The following is a 16,030-nucleotide window of genomic DNA, read 5'->3' on the forward strand; positions in this document are numbered from 1 at the left end:
AGATCAGTGTGATCTATGGCACGCACGTGGCACGCGCGGCGATGGACACGCAGAGTGACTGCCTTCCGTCTCCCCAGAGAGCCTGCGTTCTCACCCAGCCGACCCACGTTTCGTCGCATTCCGGGGCACGATGGCCGCGGTGGCTTCAGCCGCATCTTTTTGCACTTCGGGCGTGACGTGGACGTAGGTGTCCATGGTGAAGGCGGTCCGGGAGTGGCCCAGGGTTTGGCTGATCACCTTAGGGGCGGTTCCTGCTGCCAGTTGGGCTGTGGCCGCGCCGTGCCGGAGACCGTGAAAAGTCACCGGGGGGAAGTCGTGGTGCTCGATGAGACGCAGGAAAGTATTCGCGAGCGTCTGGGGGTGCAGTTGTCGTCCGTTGGGCTTGGTGAAGACCAGTCCGGTGTCGTGCCAGGCCTCTCCCGCCTGAAGGCGCTCCATGTTCTGCGTGCGCTTCCATGACCTCAGAACGGCGATGCTGTCCTGGCTGAGGCTGACGTAGCGCTCTCCAGCTTCGCTCTTGGTGCCGAGGCGGTCGAGTTCTGCGTCATCCCACTCTTCGAGCTCTTCTTCTGGTTCGGGGGCGGTGATGGCCTCGCGGATCATCATCCAGCCTTCGTCGAGGTTGACCTCGAACCAGGACAGACCTACTACCTCTGACCTGCGCAGGCCTGTGAGCATGACGAGGTGGAGCAGGGGGTAGAGGCGGTGGCCCTCGATGAGGTCCAGGAACTGGCCAGTCTGCTGGGGAGTCCAGACCATGACCTTGGCGGGTTTTCGTCTGGTGGCTCGCCACTTGGCGACTCGGCCGTCGGTCCACAGTAGGGGCTTTCTCTTCCTGGCCTTGGGAAGAGGGAGATTTTCGGCAGGGTTTTTTTCGAGAGCTTCGAGCTGAACGGCATAGGTCATGCTGGAACGAAGCACAGCGATCACCTTGTGCACCCTGGAGAGACTGAGAGGCCTCGTCGAGTGTTTACGGACTTCCTTCCCTGGCTTGCGCTCGCGGTTGGCCCTTGCCGCCATCAGGCGGACCATCATTTCGCTTTCCCTTTCATCGCTCGGCCTATTAATCTTTCGCATTTCCGCAATTAGCTCGTTGAAGTGCGCGGCACGGAGATCTGCCACCTTCAAGTGACCGAGGCCGGGCTTGGCGTAGAGCTTGACGATCTCCTCATAGTCATCCAAGGTCTTGAGGTGCCTTTTCTCTTCCAACCACTTGTCGAGGAAATCCTTGTAGAGAAGGTTCTTGTCGAGCAGGCTTCCCCCGGCTGCCAGCCGCTTGGTTTCCTTGGCGAGCGCGGCCCTGGCATCCTGCAGGGTGGGGTAAGGTCCGTAGCGAGGCTGGCGGCGCTTGGTCCCGTCGACAGAAGGAGCCAGGAGACGGAACCAGTAGGCTCCGTGCTTCTTGGACTTGAGCTTGGGACAGGCGCCCACGGGATAGGGTCGGCCGGTTTCCTTGTCCCTGCACCAGCAGAGCTTTCTGATGGGGCTGTCTTGGTTTCGCATGGTCTTACCGATCGCTTTCTTTGCAAATGCCTAAGGTCAGATGTCTTTCAAACCCAAGGTTCGTGCGAGTTGCGCCGTTGGGACTCTCCAGGAGCGCCCGATGCGGATTACTGGGCAGGGAAATTCTCCGTTCCTTGCCGCTTCGTAGGCTTTGTTTCTCCCAAGGCCGAGCGCGATACGCGCTGCAGTGAAAGACAGAGTGTCCGGGAGTTCGATTCCCTGGTTCACCAGTGTTCGTAGAGATGTTCCTTGCGAGATGAGATCTTCGGCGCTGGTGTTGTCCTCAGGGGTTCTGCCGGTCACCTTTATCTCCTTGTGGTCACGTCCTGGTCCGGGGTGGGCCGTCAAGGAGTACAAGGTGTTTTGCCGCCAGCTTGTGACAGTCGACGACGCGGGTGAGGTGCGAGCCCACAGTTCCCGCGAGGAGCGTGCTGGTACGCGGTGGCTCTCAAGGAGCTCGGGGTGGAACCAGCGGTGGACCGGAATGGTCCGCGCGGAGCGGTGTTGGTCCAGATCTGGACCAGGGTGGCCCGTACCTGGACCGGCGTGGTTCATGGTGGCCCGGGGTGGGTGAGAACATGGTCGAGACCATAGCACACTAAGTACCTTATAGTCTCAGTTCGTTGTTGCCTTCTCCTCCCCTGTTCGGAGATCGGCGAGGTGACACCGCAGCTGCTCGTTGCTGGCCGCTGCTGTTCGCTACCGCTTAGGAGAACCATGGATCGTGTGGCAGTCGACCCGAACCTGTGGACTCGACTCATCACCTGCGCCTCAGGGCTACCCCGGACCGTGCAGGCCTCTCTCGACAAGCTCGCCTTGTTGATGTCGGACTCAGGCTCTGTGCGCCACGCGTTGAGTCGGCTCATGCTCGTCACCGCCCGTTCACGCTCAACAGTCAGTGATCATCTGGGGTCGGCACAGGCGGATGGTTGGCTCACCTGTGTACAGCGGGGTGGCTACCGATCCCAGGGAGCCCAGCCGAGTACGTATCAAGCCACGGTGCCTATGCAGGTGTGGGAACGTCGTGCCGAGTTGCTGACGATGTTGGCGGAGCAGGAGCCGGACCAGAGCGAGTTGCCGACCTTCCCGCAGGGTGCTGTTATCGCAGATCAAGGCGGTGTCGGAGTCTCGTCCAGGTTTTCTGCTGCGAAGATCAATCCATCACTCATCATCGAGAAAACAGTCGACGGCTCCACGACGCGCCGTTCTGCGGGCAGTGCTCAGGCGCAGGGGGAGACCGATCCGGTGATCGCGGCTGTGATCGAGGAGCTGGCCGCGCATACCGGCTGTGTGGTGTCTCCCGCATGGGCTGCTCGGTGCGTCAGCCAGATCATGCGCCATCGGTCCGTGCGGCACCCCATCGCCTACGTGGTCAAGTCCCTGCAAAACGCGGCGCAGGACGGCACGTTGCACGAGCGCTTCATGCCCGTTGAGTCTGAGCAGCGCACAGGCACACCTGGCACGGGCTACAAGCCCTCATCCGTCCCCGAAGTGCAGCCCAGCGCTGAAGCGGTGGATCTGCTCGGCGAGGCCCCGTGGGACACCGTGGGTCTGGAGCCCTTTGCGGGCCAAGCGGCATCCGGTGTGTCTGAAGGTCTTGCCCCGTTGCCACGGATACCTGCGTCCTGCACTGGTTCGGCGGCGGAGGCGGATAAGACGGTCTTCTCTGAGGAGCCGCCGCAGGAGATCTACCGTCCTGGCGGCCGTATCCTGGCCGGTTTGGGTCCTACAGGCGCTTTGGAGCTGGTCAAGCTCCGAGAGCAGTTCGCCCAACGCCGTAGAGACCAGAGCGCAGCGGGTGGAGCCATTCCGGGCCCTGGTGTCCTGGCCGCGTGAGCCCAGGTGCGGAGGCTAGAGGCCTCGTCCTGCTCGCGTGGGCGCCTGTGCGGGCTGTTCGGGACATCGGTAGGGGCTACCGGGCCGACCTGCCACGTCGCCAGATCCGTTTCTTCTATCGCCGAGCTTCGTTGGGTCAGGGAGGGGTGATCCGGCCGCTGCGGTCAACACGAGGACATGAAATGAAGGTGTCGGTTGCTCTTCTTCACCGATTCAACGCTCACGGCCTCTGAGTGCACGCCAAGATGTGCTCCATGAGCACGTCATCCACGCCCCCGGGCAAACACACATCACCCGCGTCACACCCTGAGCCCCTTCCGGTATGGATGTGGGCAGCCGCTGGAACCTTGGGGTTGGTGGCCGTGTGGTGGAGCGTGGCCCAAGCCGACCACCCTCAAGGGTTGGCCGGGGCACTGATCCCTCCCGGCTTCGCTGTCCTGGTCTTCTTGACCGGGTGGCTACTCGATCGCACGCCTTTGCGCCTCTTTGCCGCCCGGCGTTGGCAGTTGGTGGTGTGGGGAACTCTCGTGTTCAGTCTGGTCCAGGTGGCGGCTCCCGCGTGGGAGCGGACCGGATCAGTGGCCGCGGTACTGCTGACATGCTCGGTGACACTGGCCATGTCGCCGGCCCTGTTCCTGGTCTCCTACACCCTGCGCACCTTGTCCGTGCGTGGATGAGGTCGGCTCTTCGGCTTGCAACGTCCAGCGCAGCGGTCTGGTCGCCGCAGAGATGGTGCGCGGCTTAGAGTCCTACGCAGTGGGTTGGGCGATCAGGAGTTGGGGGAGCATGCCGAAGAGCGGGGTACCGGGGTGGAAGCCTTCTGTGCTCAGGGAGGTACGAGCCGGTAAGGAGTGGAGTCTGACCGAGGTCGGCAGGCGCACGGGGATCGACCGCGCTCTCCTTGGCCGCTATGAGAAGGAGGGCGGGAGTTTGCCCTCTCCCCAGGCCCTGAGATTGCTGGCCGAGACTTTCGGTGTTTCGCCTGCGAAGTTTGTTGATGACGCGGTGGGGCTGGCGAAGTACCGCACCGTCCTGGGGCTTTCCCAGAGTGAGCTCGTAGAGCAGCTCAAGGACCCGGACCTGACCGTGAAGACGTACGGCAACCTGGAAAACGGACGCACACGCAAGCTCCGCGCGGCTCAAGCCCGGTCCTTGGCCGCCTTCTTCGGGGTCTCCGAAGATGAGGTGCGCGCCGCCCATGAGCGCACGGTGAAGCGCCGCCAGCAAGCCAAGGCCGACCGGTCCGCAGGGGCAGAGCGGACATCGTAGGGTTGGTGGCGTCGGTGTGGCCACCGGTCGGTTGGGAAGGCGCGTCAGCCCAGTACGGACTACTGCCAGGGATCCGCAGCGCTTTCCTCATCGGTGAGGTCCACGCAGCGACAGAAGTGCATCTCGGCCTTGGCCTCGGCTCTCCCGGTGGCACCGTGGCGGTTCTTGGCCACGTGCATCGACAGTCTCAGTCCGCTTCCGCGGCGGAAGAGCGCTGCGTCGCGCAGGTCGGTCAGGATGACGAGCGAGCTGTCTTGGGCCAGGGGATAGCGATGTCCCAGCTGGCGCAGTCGCTCTTCGCCGGTGAAACCTCCGGCGTGCTCGCCCGGGGGATCCATTTGGGTGACGGCCACCACCGCAGGCGTTTCACCGGCCGGGAGTTCGCGCAGGGTAGCGGAGATGTGGAAGAAGCGTTCGGCCAAGGGCGTCTCGGGCACGCTGATCTGGTCGGTGTCGTCGACGATGACCAGGTCGTGGTTGCCCCACCCGGCCTCGTTGCGGATGGCTTCCAAGGTCCAGGCGCTGCGGTGGCGCAGGTCCAGCGGCCAGGTGCCCATGCGCTGTTGCGCCTGCTCCAGACGTTGCCGTGCCTGCGGATCCAGATCGTTGGTCCTGATCTGAGTGTTGCTGACCTCGGCCTCGGCAGCTAGCAGGCGGACGCGGATGCCCTCTTCGTTTTGGCTGCTGTGGAGGTAGAGGGTGCGGTGACCGGCTGCTGCGGCGTGTCTGAGCAGGTCCAGGGCCAAGGTGGTCTTGCCCTCACCGGTGGGGCCGGCGATCGTGGTGAGTGAGCCTTCTTCCAGGAAGGGCACCATGGCGTGCAGGCGCGTGTAGGGCAGTTGCACGCGGTGGTCCTGGGTAACGGTGCTCGGGGGCGTCTCGGGCACAGGGCCTCCGGGGTTGAGGTGTCAGGCGAAGGGAGTCGTAGCCGTCTATGCCACAGGGCTGGGGTGGCACCAGTGCTTCGAATGTACTGCCGCGTGTGGACACCGCGGTCCGTGAGGCTTGTGGTGGTGGGTGCATGGTCAAGGGTGTGGGCGCAGGGCGAACGCAGTCAGGCCCGTGGTATCCACTCCAGCCTCGGTGGCGTGATTGCGAAGCAGGGTGCGAATGGCTTCGGGGGCCATGCGGTCACTGGTGATGGTGCCTCCTCTACGCACACGGCGTAGAAGCCAACTCTCCGGTTCCGGGGCGGGTTCCAGGGTGTGGTTGAGGTGCCCGCGGGGCGCGAGCCGGTCAGGTCTGCCCAGGGTGTGGCGCAGAGTCGTGGTGCTGTCGTCGGTCAGGTCCAGGACCTGTCTCCACATCACCAGGGAGCAGGGCAGGCAGGTGCCCCAGTCGGCGGCGGGCAGGGGGTCGGCCAGTGCGAGCGGGGCCTGGCCCTGCCGGGTGAGGAACACCGTGTCCTCGGTGAGCTGCAGTTGGCCAGCGTGCAGGCTGAGAATCTCCTCGGGGCCGTCCCCGGTGGCTCGGGTCAACAGCATGATGAGGCGGTCGCGGCGGGCGATGACCAGCTCGGGCCAACCCTCCTCACGGGTGTGTGCCAGTACCCGGGTCAGCTCCAGATCGGTGAGCCAGCGCGATCCCCGGTAGCGGGGGCGGGGCTTGGTGTGGCGTAGCCAGCGCAGCAGGTCGGGTATAGGGGGTTGGTTGGTGGGTTCGGGATGGCCGTTGGCGGTGTGGGCGATGGCGATGGTGGTGGCCCACCGTTGCAGGGTCGCCGGGCTGGCCTCGTGGGTGTCGTGGGCGTGGGCCAGGTACAGGGCAACGTCGTCTGGGGCGGCGGGTAGAGGGGTGCGGTCGTTGGTGCGGCACCAGTGGACCCAGCGTTTCCAGTCGGCGAGGTAGGCACGTCGGGTCTGGGGGGCGTGCTCGGCCAGGTGTCGGCGCAGCAACTCCAGCCCGGGGACGTCTTCCTGCGGTTCGGTGGCTTGGATGGGGCGCACGGAGTCCAGTAACGGGCGGAGCCCGGGCGGCAGTGCCGTCCGGGCTCGCTGGTGTTCCGACTGGGGTTGGGGGCCCACGGTGTTACTCCTTTACCGACCAGGGGTTGAGCATGGTGCGGGTGTTCCAGACCCGCTTGGCGAGGGCGGGCTGGGGCTCTCCGGCCAGGTCGAAGACGAAGCTCTCCAGCTCGAAGTTGACCCAGGGGTGGTTGGGGGCGAGCGCTTGGCAGATGTCGGTCATGGCCGTGGCCGGATCGATGCCCAGCAGCCCAGAGTAGCGGGCGGCGGCGGTGGGGGTGCGGCTGCGACCTGCGGCGCAGTGCAGGAGCACCCGCTTACCTTCCAGTCTCAGGCCGAGCACGGCGCGGGCGGCCTGGTCGAGGGTGTAGTGGCCGTTGGCGTTGGCTCCGGGGCGGTCGATGAGCCAGATCTGCAGGTGGTCGCGGGCGGGGATGTGGGCGAAGTCGGCGGTGCCGACGCGGCACAGGGAGACGATGGCGTCCACGTCCAGGGCAGCGGGGTCGAGGTCGGCCAGGGGCAGGTTGCCCAGGATGACGCCGTCATCGTGGGGGTGGGCCACCTGGTAGGGCGTGGAAGCGTCGGTGTTGCGGGGGTGGCGGTCGGCTCGGGGCCAGCCCTGGCGGTCGGGTGCTCCGTGGTGGCTGATGCGCACGCCCAGGCCGATGAGGTCGCGTGCGGTGATGCCGGGCCAGCCGTGGATGGCGCGCTGCCAGTGCCAGGGCACGGCCGAGGCGCCCCAGCGGGCGCCGAGCAGGGATCCGGCGATGGCGGCGACGGTGTCGGTGTCGTGTCCGGCCCGCACGGCCGCTTCCAGAGCCAAGCGCAGGTGGTCGGCGGCGAAGACGCCCGTGGCCGGGTCGTCGTCGGGCACGGGGGTGCGGGTGATGGCCGACCAGGCGGCCTGTAGCGCACTCACCACGAAGCCGTTGTTGGTGAAGGTATGTGGGTCTTGGTCTTCGGCCTCGTCCAGACGAGTGTTCCACCACTCGCGCCTCTGCTCGGGCAGCAGTGCGACCCCTTCGCGGATGCCGTCGAAATCGGCGTGGAGTACGGCGTGGCGGATGCCTTCGCACCAGATCACGCAGGCGTCCCCGGCCAGGGGGTCGGCGTGGGTGAGGTCGCTGACCAGGCGTGCGGCTTCCGCGGTTTCCTGGGCGTCGAGCAGATCGTAGAGGGCGACGGGCCCGGTGCGCATCAGCGAGCCGTTGCCCGCGGCACGGTTGCCAGTTCGCCACCAGGTGCGGGCTTCACCGAGCATGACGCTGGCGACCCAGGGGGTGGCTGCGTCGTACTGGGCGGAGCTGAGCACGCTGCTGGTCTGGGCGCCGATGTCGGTGGCGCCCGAGGCGCGCCAGTTCAAGAAGTTGTCGGCGATCTCGTTGAGGATGTGGTGGTCTTGGATGGCGACGGGCTGGGTGTTGACTAGGGCCTGGGCGATGCACACGGCCATCTGGGTGTCGTCGGAGTACTCCCCCGGCGCGTAGGGGCCCAGGCCGCCGCCGATCATCTGCGGGGTCTGGTTCTGGGTGAGGCGGGGGCGGAACTCGTAGGGGACGCCAAGTGCGTCGCCGCAGGCTGCGGCGAGTAGGACTCCGGCGGCCCGGTCGTCTTGGTGGGCGGTGGGGGTGCGCTGTAGGGCCATGGGCTCTCCCGGGATGGTGGGTGGGAAGTTCGATCCCCAATAAGTTAACACCGGATAACTTGATTATCAAGCCCTAATAGTCGCCTGTCACGTTCTGGGTGCCTGAGTGGCTTGTTCCTGTTAAGCACCATCCGTCACAGGAGGACACGTTGAACAGCCAGTCCCGCAGCGCACCCAACCCGCCGTTTGCCCTGCTCACCGTGTCTAGCCATCCGGACCGCCCCGAACCCCTGGTGGGATTGTCCTTTCACACCGGCGCCAACGGTGAACAGGAAGCCGGACCCCAGGTGGTATGCCATTCCTACGAGGACCAGGACCAGGCGCCGATTCTGACAGTGAGCCAGGCCCACTCCCACGCGACCATGACCCCGGCCAACCCGCTCCAGGTCAGCGACGCCGACGTGCGCTTCGCCAAGGACCTGGCCATGGCCGCCCTGCGCTACTACGAGGGTGTACACCGAGCACGCCACAACCAGCCTCCATCACTCCAGCCCTAAAGATCCGGGCTGACTCCGCTCAGCAGACATGACCCGGACCAGGAACCTCCGACGTAGACCGAGGCTTTGCTCTCTGCGGTCGGAAGAACGCGGTGCGGCCCTGCGTGCAACTGACGCAGGGCCGCATCAAGCACAAGGCGTCACTTCGCAGCTCGCTCCCACGAGCTCTTCGGCACCGGTCTCGTGCGGATGCCGGATCTCAACAACGGGCACGGTGCTGCCCATGACCAGGGGTCTTGGAGCGACCAACGAACTGTTGCTGCCCGCCAGTGTCGCGCCCTGGCCCACCTCCTTCGCCCGAGCTTGCGCTCTGGCATCTGGTCGGCGAACGCGCGTCCAGCCACAGGGGGAAGCGTCGGCCCAATGCGCCGGGCCATGACGCCAGGCACGCATACAGACGACTGGGCTCACAGCTCCCGGCAGTCTCAACCCCTGGTTTTCACGCCCGGACCACAAGCCACCCCAGCTAGCGCATCCAACGTCTGACACGTCAACGTTTCCGCAGATGAAGAGCGCCATGCTGACCGCGCGATCGCCTTGTTCCACGCCAGCGCTTGCCAGGTTCGAGATCATAAGCTACTTTGTTCTTTATAAGCACGACCTCGGGTGGAAAGGAGTACCTTTTGCCTCGCTCACTGGAACAACGTGTCCATACGATCGCTCAGCGCGTCGACGACACCTGGCGATCCCGGTTCTCCGGCGCACCGGTCGACTTACCGGTCAGCGCCCTGGCAGCACTCGCGCAGGTTCGCGGCGATGACCCCCGGGCCGCTCGGGACGCCTTCCTCGACCTTCCCGTCGACCAAGCCGCGCACGTGCTGCGCCTGCTCTGGCACAGGTTCGCCAGCACCCGACCCGACCTGGTCTACCGGGTACTGCCACTGGCCCGGTGGTCGTACGGCACCGACGAAGGTGACCAGCAGGCCACCTTGGTTGCCGTGGCGCGCACGGCCGTTGAGGCCGGGTTGTTCGACCTGACGATGAGCGCGCAGGTGCGCACGGTGGATGTGTTCGGGCCGCTGCTTATGGCGCTGCGTCCCAAGAAGGCGTGTGAGCGCAACGGCCAGTTCTACACGCCCGCCGATGTCGCCGAGCTTCTGGCGCGCATGAATGGCGTACCAGAACCAGGCGGATGGGTCTTTGAGGGGTCGGTCGGTACCGGCGGGCTCATCCTGGCCTTCGCCGAGCACGCCCGTGCCCACGGCGTGGATCCGGCCACCCTGCGCTGGGACCTGGTCGACATCGACCCGGTCGCGACCGCGTGCTTGGCCGTCAACGTCCACCTGTGGGCGCTGGGCCCGCACGTGCTCATCGGTTGTGGCGATGCTCTGGCCGACGACTGGCGCGAGCGGGCCCTGTACGAACGCGATCTGGGCATCGCCATCCAGCGGTGGCAGCCGCTCTACCGCCTGATCACCACGCCCCACCAGTACGCCCCAGCCACCTGAGCGCGCCCTGCTGACCTGCCCTTTTGTCCGTCGACACCACAGGAGCCACATGAACCCAACCGACTTCGCCGACGCCATCGCCGACCAGTGGCACGAGATCTTCGGGCCCAGCCGTCTGGAAGTGCCCATGAGCGTGCTCGCGACTGCTGTGCTGCGCCAGCACCTGGTCATCCCCGCCGAGGAAACCAGCGAACCCCGTGGCTTCCTGTCCGGTCAGCACCGGGTGTGGGAAGCGGCCACGCAGCGGTGGCCCTACCTGCACCACCGCTGGGAGTGCTTCACCGACTGGCCCACCTGGCCCGACCACCACCGCACCACCCACGACGCGACCACCTTCGCGCTGCGTCTGCGCACTCTGGGTGTGATCGAGCACCTGCGCGCGCTCACCCACGGGCGCGACTTCCTGGGCGGGGTGCTGCACCGCCTGCGCGCACCCCTGATGGCCGGGTCCGTGGACCCGCTGGGCCCGGAGCGCGCGGTGCGGCTGCAGCCGGACATGCCGGTGCAGACCCTGACCTTGGACCGCATCGGGACCGGGCAGCAGATCCTGGGCGTGGTGGCCGCGCTGAACACCGCAGGAGTCGATCCCCAGGCGGTGACCTGGCGTCTGCGCGAGATCGACGAGCTGGCCGCCGCCACGGCGTGCGTGAACCTGGCCGTGTGGCGAGTGGCCGCCCCCGAGCGGGCGAACGTGCTGATGTCCACCAGCGAGGACGAGGACTGGATTCAGGCTGAGCTGGAGGAGCGGGCCGAGGCGCTGCGAGCCCTGCTCGATCCGCCGTTCGGGTTCTGACCTCTCCCCCACCGGGGCCCCTGAGGCGCCCCGCCCCTTGAGGGGCGCCGCCGCCCCCTTCCCCTCTTCTTCTTTCTGTTCGTGTCGACCTGGAGGTCAGCCATGCCCGCTGCCTGGCGCACCACACCCATGCCCGAACCCATCAAGGCTCTGCCCCGCACTGCCGCCGGGATGCCCGTGCCCTTCACCGTCTCGCGTGGGGCCGACCCCGAACGCATCGCCTACCGCGAGGAAACCGGTCTGACGGTGGTGTGCGCGTGCGATGCGGACACCGACGCTCCGGTGTTCGCCGCCCAGTGCCCCGAGCGCCAGCGCCAGTGCGCCAAGGACCGGGTGTGCTCGGTGTGCGGCCAGCCCATCAGCGACCAGGACTTCCTCGCCTTCGGTGGGCTGCCCCTGCCTGGAACGGACCTGTACATGGAGGCCGGGGCGCACCCGGCATGTTTGGCCTACGCCTTGCAGGTGTGCCCAGTGCTGGCCCGTCAGGCCGGGCCCGACCATCCGGTGGTGCTGGCCGAGCGGGCGCGCACCTATGAGGCACGCCGGTTCTACGCCCCAGATGGGGATGCGTTGATCGTCTTTCAGCACGGCGACCGCCGAGGCCGTGAGGTGCCGTTGCATCTGTACCTGTCCCAGCCGGTCCTGACGTGCGTGCTGGACCGGGACGCCTTCCTGGGCCGCTTCGGGCTGCCGAACTGACACCCGCCCCCGCCCACCAGCCCCGTGCCCGCTCTCTCTGCAGGAGGTTCTTGTGCGCTTTGACGTGCCCCAACCCCCATCCATTCATCGTCTGCCCACCACTCGGTCCGGCTACCCGATCCCTGTTGTCACTCCGCGCGGGGATATGAGCGAGACCTTCACCATCGCTGAACTCCCCGACACCGGGCTGACCGCGGTGTGCCCGTGCCAGGACACGGACCGTCCCCACAAGCTCGGTTTGATGTGCCATGACCTGCAGCGGCGCACGATGCGCCTGCACCGGTGCGGGGTGTGCGGCAAGCGCCTGGACCCGCGCACCGGTCTGGCCTTCATCCGCTCCGACTCCCATACCTGGGACTTCATCGAGCCGCCGTTGCATCCGCGGTGCATGGCCTACTCCGTCCAGGTCTGCCCCATGCTGGCCCGCCACGCCGCCAGGTCCGAGGTGCTCATCGCCCACAGCATGAGGCTGCGCGAGCGCCGCGTGCTGGCCTTCCCGGACGGCAGGAGCGGGGTGTCCCGGTACTTCCCGTTGGGTGATCCGCGGGCCCGCCACGCCGGAGCCCTGGACTACCTGGTGGCCACCCCGGTGAATCCGGACATCTACTCCTGCCCGGTGTGGCTCGAACACGATGCTCCGCCTCTTTCCTGAACGCCCACGACCTTGTGAAGAACGTGGTTCACATGGACACCACTCCACTCATTATTGCCGCCGTTTCCGGTCTGATCGCCTTCGGCATTCTGCTGTATCCGTCGATCAAGCTCACCGGCATCCTTTTCGCATGGCATCGGCGCCTGTCCGCCCAGGAAAGGGCGAACCTGACGGAGAACACCATTGTGCTGTTCTTCGCCGCCGTGACCAGCGGCCTGATCATGCAAGGGCTGATTGGGTTCGCTCGGACGGAAATGGGTCTGTCCGGTCCTTGGCCCTACCTGCTTTTCGCCGCGTTGGACGGCATGGCTGCATTCTTCGCACTCATTTCGTACCGGTGGGCGAAGCTCGGTGCCAGCGCCTTGGGGCCCCGGGTGATGGTGCTGCTCATCGTGGCGGGCTCGGCGTGGTTTCAGTGGTCGCACTCGGCCGCCGCAGGCCAAGGGCTCTCGGCGCGGGTGGCGTGGTCGCTGATGCCCGTCATCGCCGCTGCACTGTGGGAGACCGTGCTGCGCCACCGCCGCAAGCAGTGGACCGACACCCGCAGTGAAGTCCTGGCCGGGCCGCTGATCGCGGGGGCGCGGTGGTGGTGGGATCCGTGGGGGTCGCTGCGCATCGCCCGTCTGGCCGCGATGGGACACATCACCGATCCCACCGAGGCGCTGGATCTGTACGCGATGAAGGTCGAGACCCAGCGCCGTCTGGCCGATGCCCTGGGGCGGCGGTGGCGGCGTCGGGTTCCGGCCGAGATCTCGGTGCGCCTGCGCCAGGGTTTGCACATCCGTGAGGCCAAAGAACTCACCGACGCTTTTCTATCCCAGTTGGAGCGTGAGAACGGGACCGCCCCCGAGGTGGATCCACAGGTGTTCTTCAATGCCGTGGAGTACTACATCCAGATGACCCAGGCGGATATGACGCCTTCTGAACGGAGCCTGTGCGAACAGTTCGGGATCTCGCCGAAGAAGCGCCGATGGGCGCAGAAGGTCATCGCCAAGTCCAAGGAACTCAGCGAGGAACAGAACACCCTTGTTCCCGCTCTCGAACAGCGCAACGGAGCACGCTTTTAGCGGCCCCTGCCTCTATGCATCAAGGAGAAGGATTCATGGTTTTTACTCCCCCGGCGCAGATGCGGCGCCTGCTCGATCCCGGAATACGCCATGAGTGGAACGTGGCCCTGGTCCACGGCGCCACCCCTGAGCACCGGCCGGTCGTCGATCTGCGTCTGGTCTATGACGTCTTCGGGGTGCGTACCCGGTGGGTCCACACCCCGCGCGGGCTGGAGTGGGACAGCAGTGCCGTACGCCTGCCCGGGGCCGGGTGGACGCGCACCCGCCTGTCGCAGGCGGTGCGTCTGGCCTCGCAGCAGCCCGCGGTGCACCACCTGGTGCGGGGCCAGCAGCGGTGCGCGCTCTACCTGTGGAGCGACCGCGGTGCCCTGCGCCTGCTGCTGGCCGGGGGCGGGGTGAGCCCGGTCAGCGAGATCTACCCCGACCGCGACGCGGGCCGCGGTGCCGCTGCCGACCACTTCACCCACCTGATCGCCCACGGCTGGCAGCCCGCCTCGCCTCTGCGCCAGCAGGCGCAGGGTGGCCGCGACCTGGACGGGAGGGCGTCCCATGGATGAGCACGCCCGTCACCTGGGCCAGGTGATCGCCGCCGCCTGGCGTCAGGCCTACGGGGCCGGTCGGATCGAGGTGCCCATGAGCATGGTCGCCAGCCTGGCGTTGTTCGACACCCCCACACCCGAGCACGCCCCACAGCCCTTAGACGAGGTGGTGGAGATGGACGATCACGCGTTCCTGCGCGAGCTCTACGCCCGGTGGAACCTGGGCGCCTACACCTGGCCGCGCCTGCACCACCTGTGGCTGCCTTGGTTTGAGTGGACGGGCGCCCTGCTGATGTTCCCGAGCCGTGAACGGACTGATGGGCGCATCATCGCCGCTGCCCGCCGCATCGGTGCTTTGGCCGTGCGGGAAGGCCTGGCCGACCTGATCACGAGCGGGCACACCGAGGCTCGGTGTGACGTGCTCGGCCACATCCTCAACCCGCTGCACACCCAGCTCCAAGCCGAGGAGCCCACCGCCGACCCCACACCGGTGTTGGTGGGGCCGGACCACGACGCCGCGTGGGCGCGGCAGCTGCGTCCCGGCGCGGTGGTCCATGACCCCGCGGCCTGGACTGGGACCCGCATCATGCACCTGGTCCGCGACCTGGGCCAGCGTGGTATCGATCCGCGCACCCTGACCTGGCGGCTGCGCGCCACCGACACCGTGGCGGCGGCCACCTTGGCCACCTCATGCGCCCTGTGGGGGTTGGGCGGGGCCGTGGTGATCGGCACCAGCCCCGATGAGGCCACCTGGGTGCGCACCGCGGAAAAACAGATCCGGGCCGCGACGAACCGTCGTCGCCTGGGCCTGTGCTGACATCCCCACCCCAGCCCGTCTTCCATCCCGTCCAGGAGGTTCCTCATGACGACCTATCCCATGCCCGAGCAGATGGCTCACCTGCCCCGCGTCCATGGCACTCCGGTGCCGTGGACTGCGCAGTGGAGCAGCGGTACCGAACACGTCGTGGAGCGCGAGAACGGCCCGGTGCTGGTATGCACCTGCCGGATCGGCAAGGGCCGTCCCCGCTTCGGCAACCCGTGCGCCAACCGCCAGCGCCAGGCCGTGGCCGAGCGGCGCTGCAGCGTCTGCGGCACCCCCATCAGCGCGAAGGCGACGTGTGCTTGGACGGTGGCCGACACCGCCACCCGCTACTACGTCGAACCCCCCGCCCACCTGCACTGTCTGCTCTTCGCGTTGCAGGCCTGCCCCAAGCTGGCCTCGATCGCCCACCGCACCCACGTGGTCCAAGCCGTCAACTACACCGTCTTCGAACGCCGAGCTGTCAGCGCCAGCCCTGAGGGGGGCGTCTTCGAGCTGGTCCCGTTCGGTGAACCCTCTGCCGGGGTGGTCGAGCTCTACGCTCTGGCCCCCGTCGACCCCCTGTTCACTACGGCGGCCGTCTGGTTGGCCGACCAGACCGAGAACCCCTGGTGAGACCACCCATATCCCTAAGGAAAGGAGGCACCGCTATGGAGGTGTACTTCGCCCACATTCCCGCCGTCGGCACCGGGCCTGACCAGGCCCATGAACTGCTCGCGCTGGCCTGTGACGCGCAGGGGCGTCCCGGTGCGGGGGTGGTGATGAAGACGAGCGCGTCCGCCGTACATCAGATCGCCGAGGAACAGATCGGTGCGATCCGCTGGCACCAGGCCAGCGGGGAGGTCAGCGAGATCTACGTGACCCCACGGATGCGCCGCCAGGGGGTGGCGACCGCGCTGTGGAGGACCGCGCGCAACCTGCACACCATGGCCACCGGGTGCCCTCTGCGAATCTCGGGGCGCCGTACGGTCCTGGGTGACCTGCTGGCCCAGCGGGTGTGCGACCCGCCGCCCCTGGACGAACTCGTGCTGCCGATGACTCCCCGCGAGGAGACTGAGGGCGCCGGGCAGCACCAGTTGGCGCCCGACGACATCGACGCGGCCCTGGACCGGTACCGCTACCTGGGCGTATCCGCGCGCCTGCTGCGCGCCTACTGCGCGCCCACCGCCGAACAGGCCTGGGCCCAGCACGCCCGCGCCCGACGCCGATAACCCCCTCGCGCCCTGTCGTTCTCACTCCTGTGTGGGAGGCAGCGGCGCGCTTGCAAGCACGCCGCCCGCCAGTACTGGAAGCGCACC

18 protein-coding genes are annotated in these 16,030 nt (G+C 67.0%); 13 read left to right on the top strand and 5 right to left on the bottom strand.

Annotated elements, in window-relative coordinates; all coding sequences use genetic code 11:
• Positions 1-90 precede the first annotated feature (90 nt).
• Together G011_RS0112990 and G011_RS31100 are read right to left on the bottom strand one after the other, a co-directional pair.
• Positions 91-1,503 (bottom strand): site-specific integrase, encoded by a 1,413-nt coding sequence (locus G011_RS0112990; RefSeq protein ID WP_231391437.1) that lies wholly within the window; start codon positions 1,501-1,503, stop codon positions 91-93.
• 36 nt (positions 1,504-1,539) lie between these two features.
• Positions 1,540-1,806, bottom strand: coding sequence for a helix-turn-helix domain-containing protein (locus G011_RS31100; RefSeq protein WP_196808509.1), 267 nt, complete (start codon positions 1,804-1,806; stop codon positions 1,540-1,542).
• 414 nt (positions 1,807-2,220) lie between these two features.
• Here G011_RS31100 and G011_RS0112995 point away from each other — a divergent pair, with 414 nt between their 5' ends.
• The 3 genes from G011_RS0112995 (at position 2,221) to G011_RS0113005 (ending at position 4,608) form a co-directional block, all read left to right on the top strand.
• A complete protein-coding gene (locus G011_RS0112995; RefSeq protein WP_231391438.1) occupies positions 2,221-3,339 on the top strand; it encodes a hypothetical protein in 1,119 nt (372 codons plus the stop codon).
• A 527-nt stretch (positions 3,340-3,866) separates the two neighbouring features.
• A complete protein-coding gene (locus G011_RS32430; RefSeq protein ID WP_231391439.1) occupies positions 3,867-4,016 on the top strand; it encodes a hypothetical protein in 150 nt (49 codons plus the stop codon).
• A gap of 109 nt (positions 4,017-4,125) precedes the next feature.
• Complete coding sequence (locus tag G011_RS0113005; protein WP_255342127.1) at positions 4,126-4,608, top strand: helix-turn-helix transcriptional regulator; 483 nt, start codon at positions 4,126-4,128, stop codon at positions 4,606-4,608.
• A gap of 59 nt (positions 4,609-4,667) precedes the next feature.
• Here G011_RS0113005 and G011_RS0113010 read toward each other — a convergent pair whose 3' ends face one another.
• The 3 genes from G011_RS0113010 to G011_RS32970 form a co-directional block, all read right to left on the bottom strand.
• Entirely contained in the window at positions 4,668-5,495 is an 828-nt protein-coding gene (locus G011_RS0113010) for a DnaB-like helicase C-terminal domain-containing protein (RefSeq protein WP_019608835.1), read from the bottom strand.
• Between the two features lie 138 nt (positions 5,496-5,633).
• Positions 5,634-6,554: a hypothetical protein gene (locus tag G011_RS0113015; RefSeq protein ID WP_019608836.1), complete on the bottom strand. Its 921-nt coding sequence runs from the start codon at positions 6,552-6,554 to the stop codon at positions 5,634-5,636.
• Positions 6,555-6,636: 82 nt separating this feature from the next.
• Positions 6,637-8,217 (bottom strand): ADP-ribosylglycohydrolase family protein, encoded by a 1,581-nt coding sequence (locus tag G011_RS32970; RefSeq protein ID WP_019608837.1) that lies wholly within the window; start codon positions 8,215-8,217, stop codon positions 6,637-6,639.
• A 335-nt stretch (positions 8,218-8,552) separates the two neighbouring features.
• Between G011_RS32970 and G011_RS0113025 the strand changes: the two genes are divergently transcribed.
• From G011_RS0113025 to G011_RS0113070, 10 genes are all read left to right on the top strand, one after another.
• On the top strand, positions 8,553-8,714 hold the full coding sequence (locus G011_RS0113025) for a hypothetical protein (RefSeq protein ID WP_231391441.1): 162 nt from the start codon (positions 8,553-8,555) through the stop codon (positions 8,712-8,714).
• A 623-nt stretch (positions 8,715-9,337) separates the two neighbouring features.
• Entirely contained in the window at positions 9,338-10,162 is an 825-nt protein-coding gene (locus G011_RS0113030; protein WP_019608838.1) for an N-6 DNA methylase, read from the top strand.
• Between the two features lie 49 nt (positions 10,163-10,211).
• Positions 10,212-10,955: a hypothetical protein gene (locus tag G011_RS0113035; RefSeq protein WP_019608839.1), complete on the top strand. Its 744-nt coding sequence runs from the start codon at positions 10,212-10,214 to the stop codon at positions 10,953-10,955.
• Between the two features lie 102 nt (positions 10,956-11,057).
• Positions 11,058-11,654: a hypothetical protein gene (locus G011_RS0113040; RefSeq protein WP_019608840.1), complete on the top strand. Its 597-nt coding sequence runs from the start codon at positions 11,058-11,060 to the stop codon at positions 11,652-11,654.
• Between the two features lie 145 nt (positions 11,655-11,799).
• Positions 11,800-12,306 (top strand): hypothetical protein, encoded by a 507-nt coding sequence (locus G011_RS0113045; RefSeq protein WP_019608841.1) that lies wholly within the window; start codon positions 11,800-11,802, stop codon positions 12,304-12,306.
• A 32-nt stretch (positions 12,307-12,338) separates the two neighbouring features.
• Entirely contained in the window at positions 12,339-13,373 is a 1,035-nt protein-coding gene (locus G011_RS0113050; RefSeq protein WP_019608842.1) for a DUF2637 domain-containing protein, read from the top strand.
• Positions 13,374-13,408: 35 nt separating this feature from the next.
• The gene (locus G011_RS0113055) at positions 13,409-13,930 is read left to right on the top strand and encodes a hypothetical protein (RefSeq protein WP_231391442.1); all 522 of its coding nucleotides are present in this window, start codon (positions 13,409-13,411) and stop codon (positions 13,928-13,930) included.
• Complete coding sequence (locus G011_RS0113060; RefSeq protein WP_019608844.1) at positions 13,923-14,729, top strand: hypothetical protein; 807 nt, start codon at positions 13,923-13,925, stop codon at positions 14,727-14,729. Before G011_RS0113055 ends, G011_RS0113060 begins: the two co-directional genes overlap by 8 nt.
• A 45-nt stretch (positions 14,730-14,774) precedes the next feature.
• Positions 14,775-15,347 (top strand): hypothetical protein, encoded by a 573-nt coding sequence (locus G011_RS0113065; protein WP_019608845.1) that lies wholly within the window; start codon positions 14,775-14,777, stop codon positions 15,345-15,347.
• A gap of 35 nt (positions 15,348-15,382) precedes the next feature.
• Complete coding sequence (locus tag G011_RS0113070; RefSeq protein ID WP_019608846.1) at positions 15,383-15,943, top strand: hypothetical protein; 561 nt, start codon at positions 15,383-15,385, stop codon at positions 15,941-15,943.
• Positions 15,944-16,030 lie beyond the last annotated feature (87 nt).

The sequence above is a fragment of the Nocardiopsis sp. CNS-639 genome (assembly GCF_000381685.1).
GTDB classification, from domain to species: Bacteria; Actinomycetota; Actinomycetes; order Streptosporangiales; family Streptosporangiaceae; genus Nocardiopsis; species Nocardiopsis dassonvillei.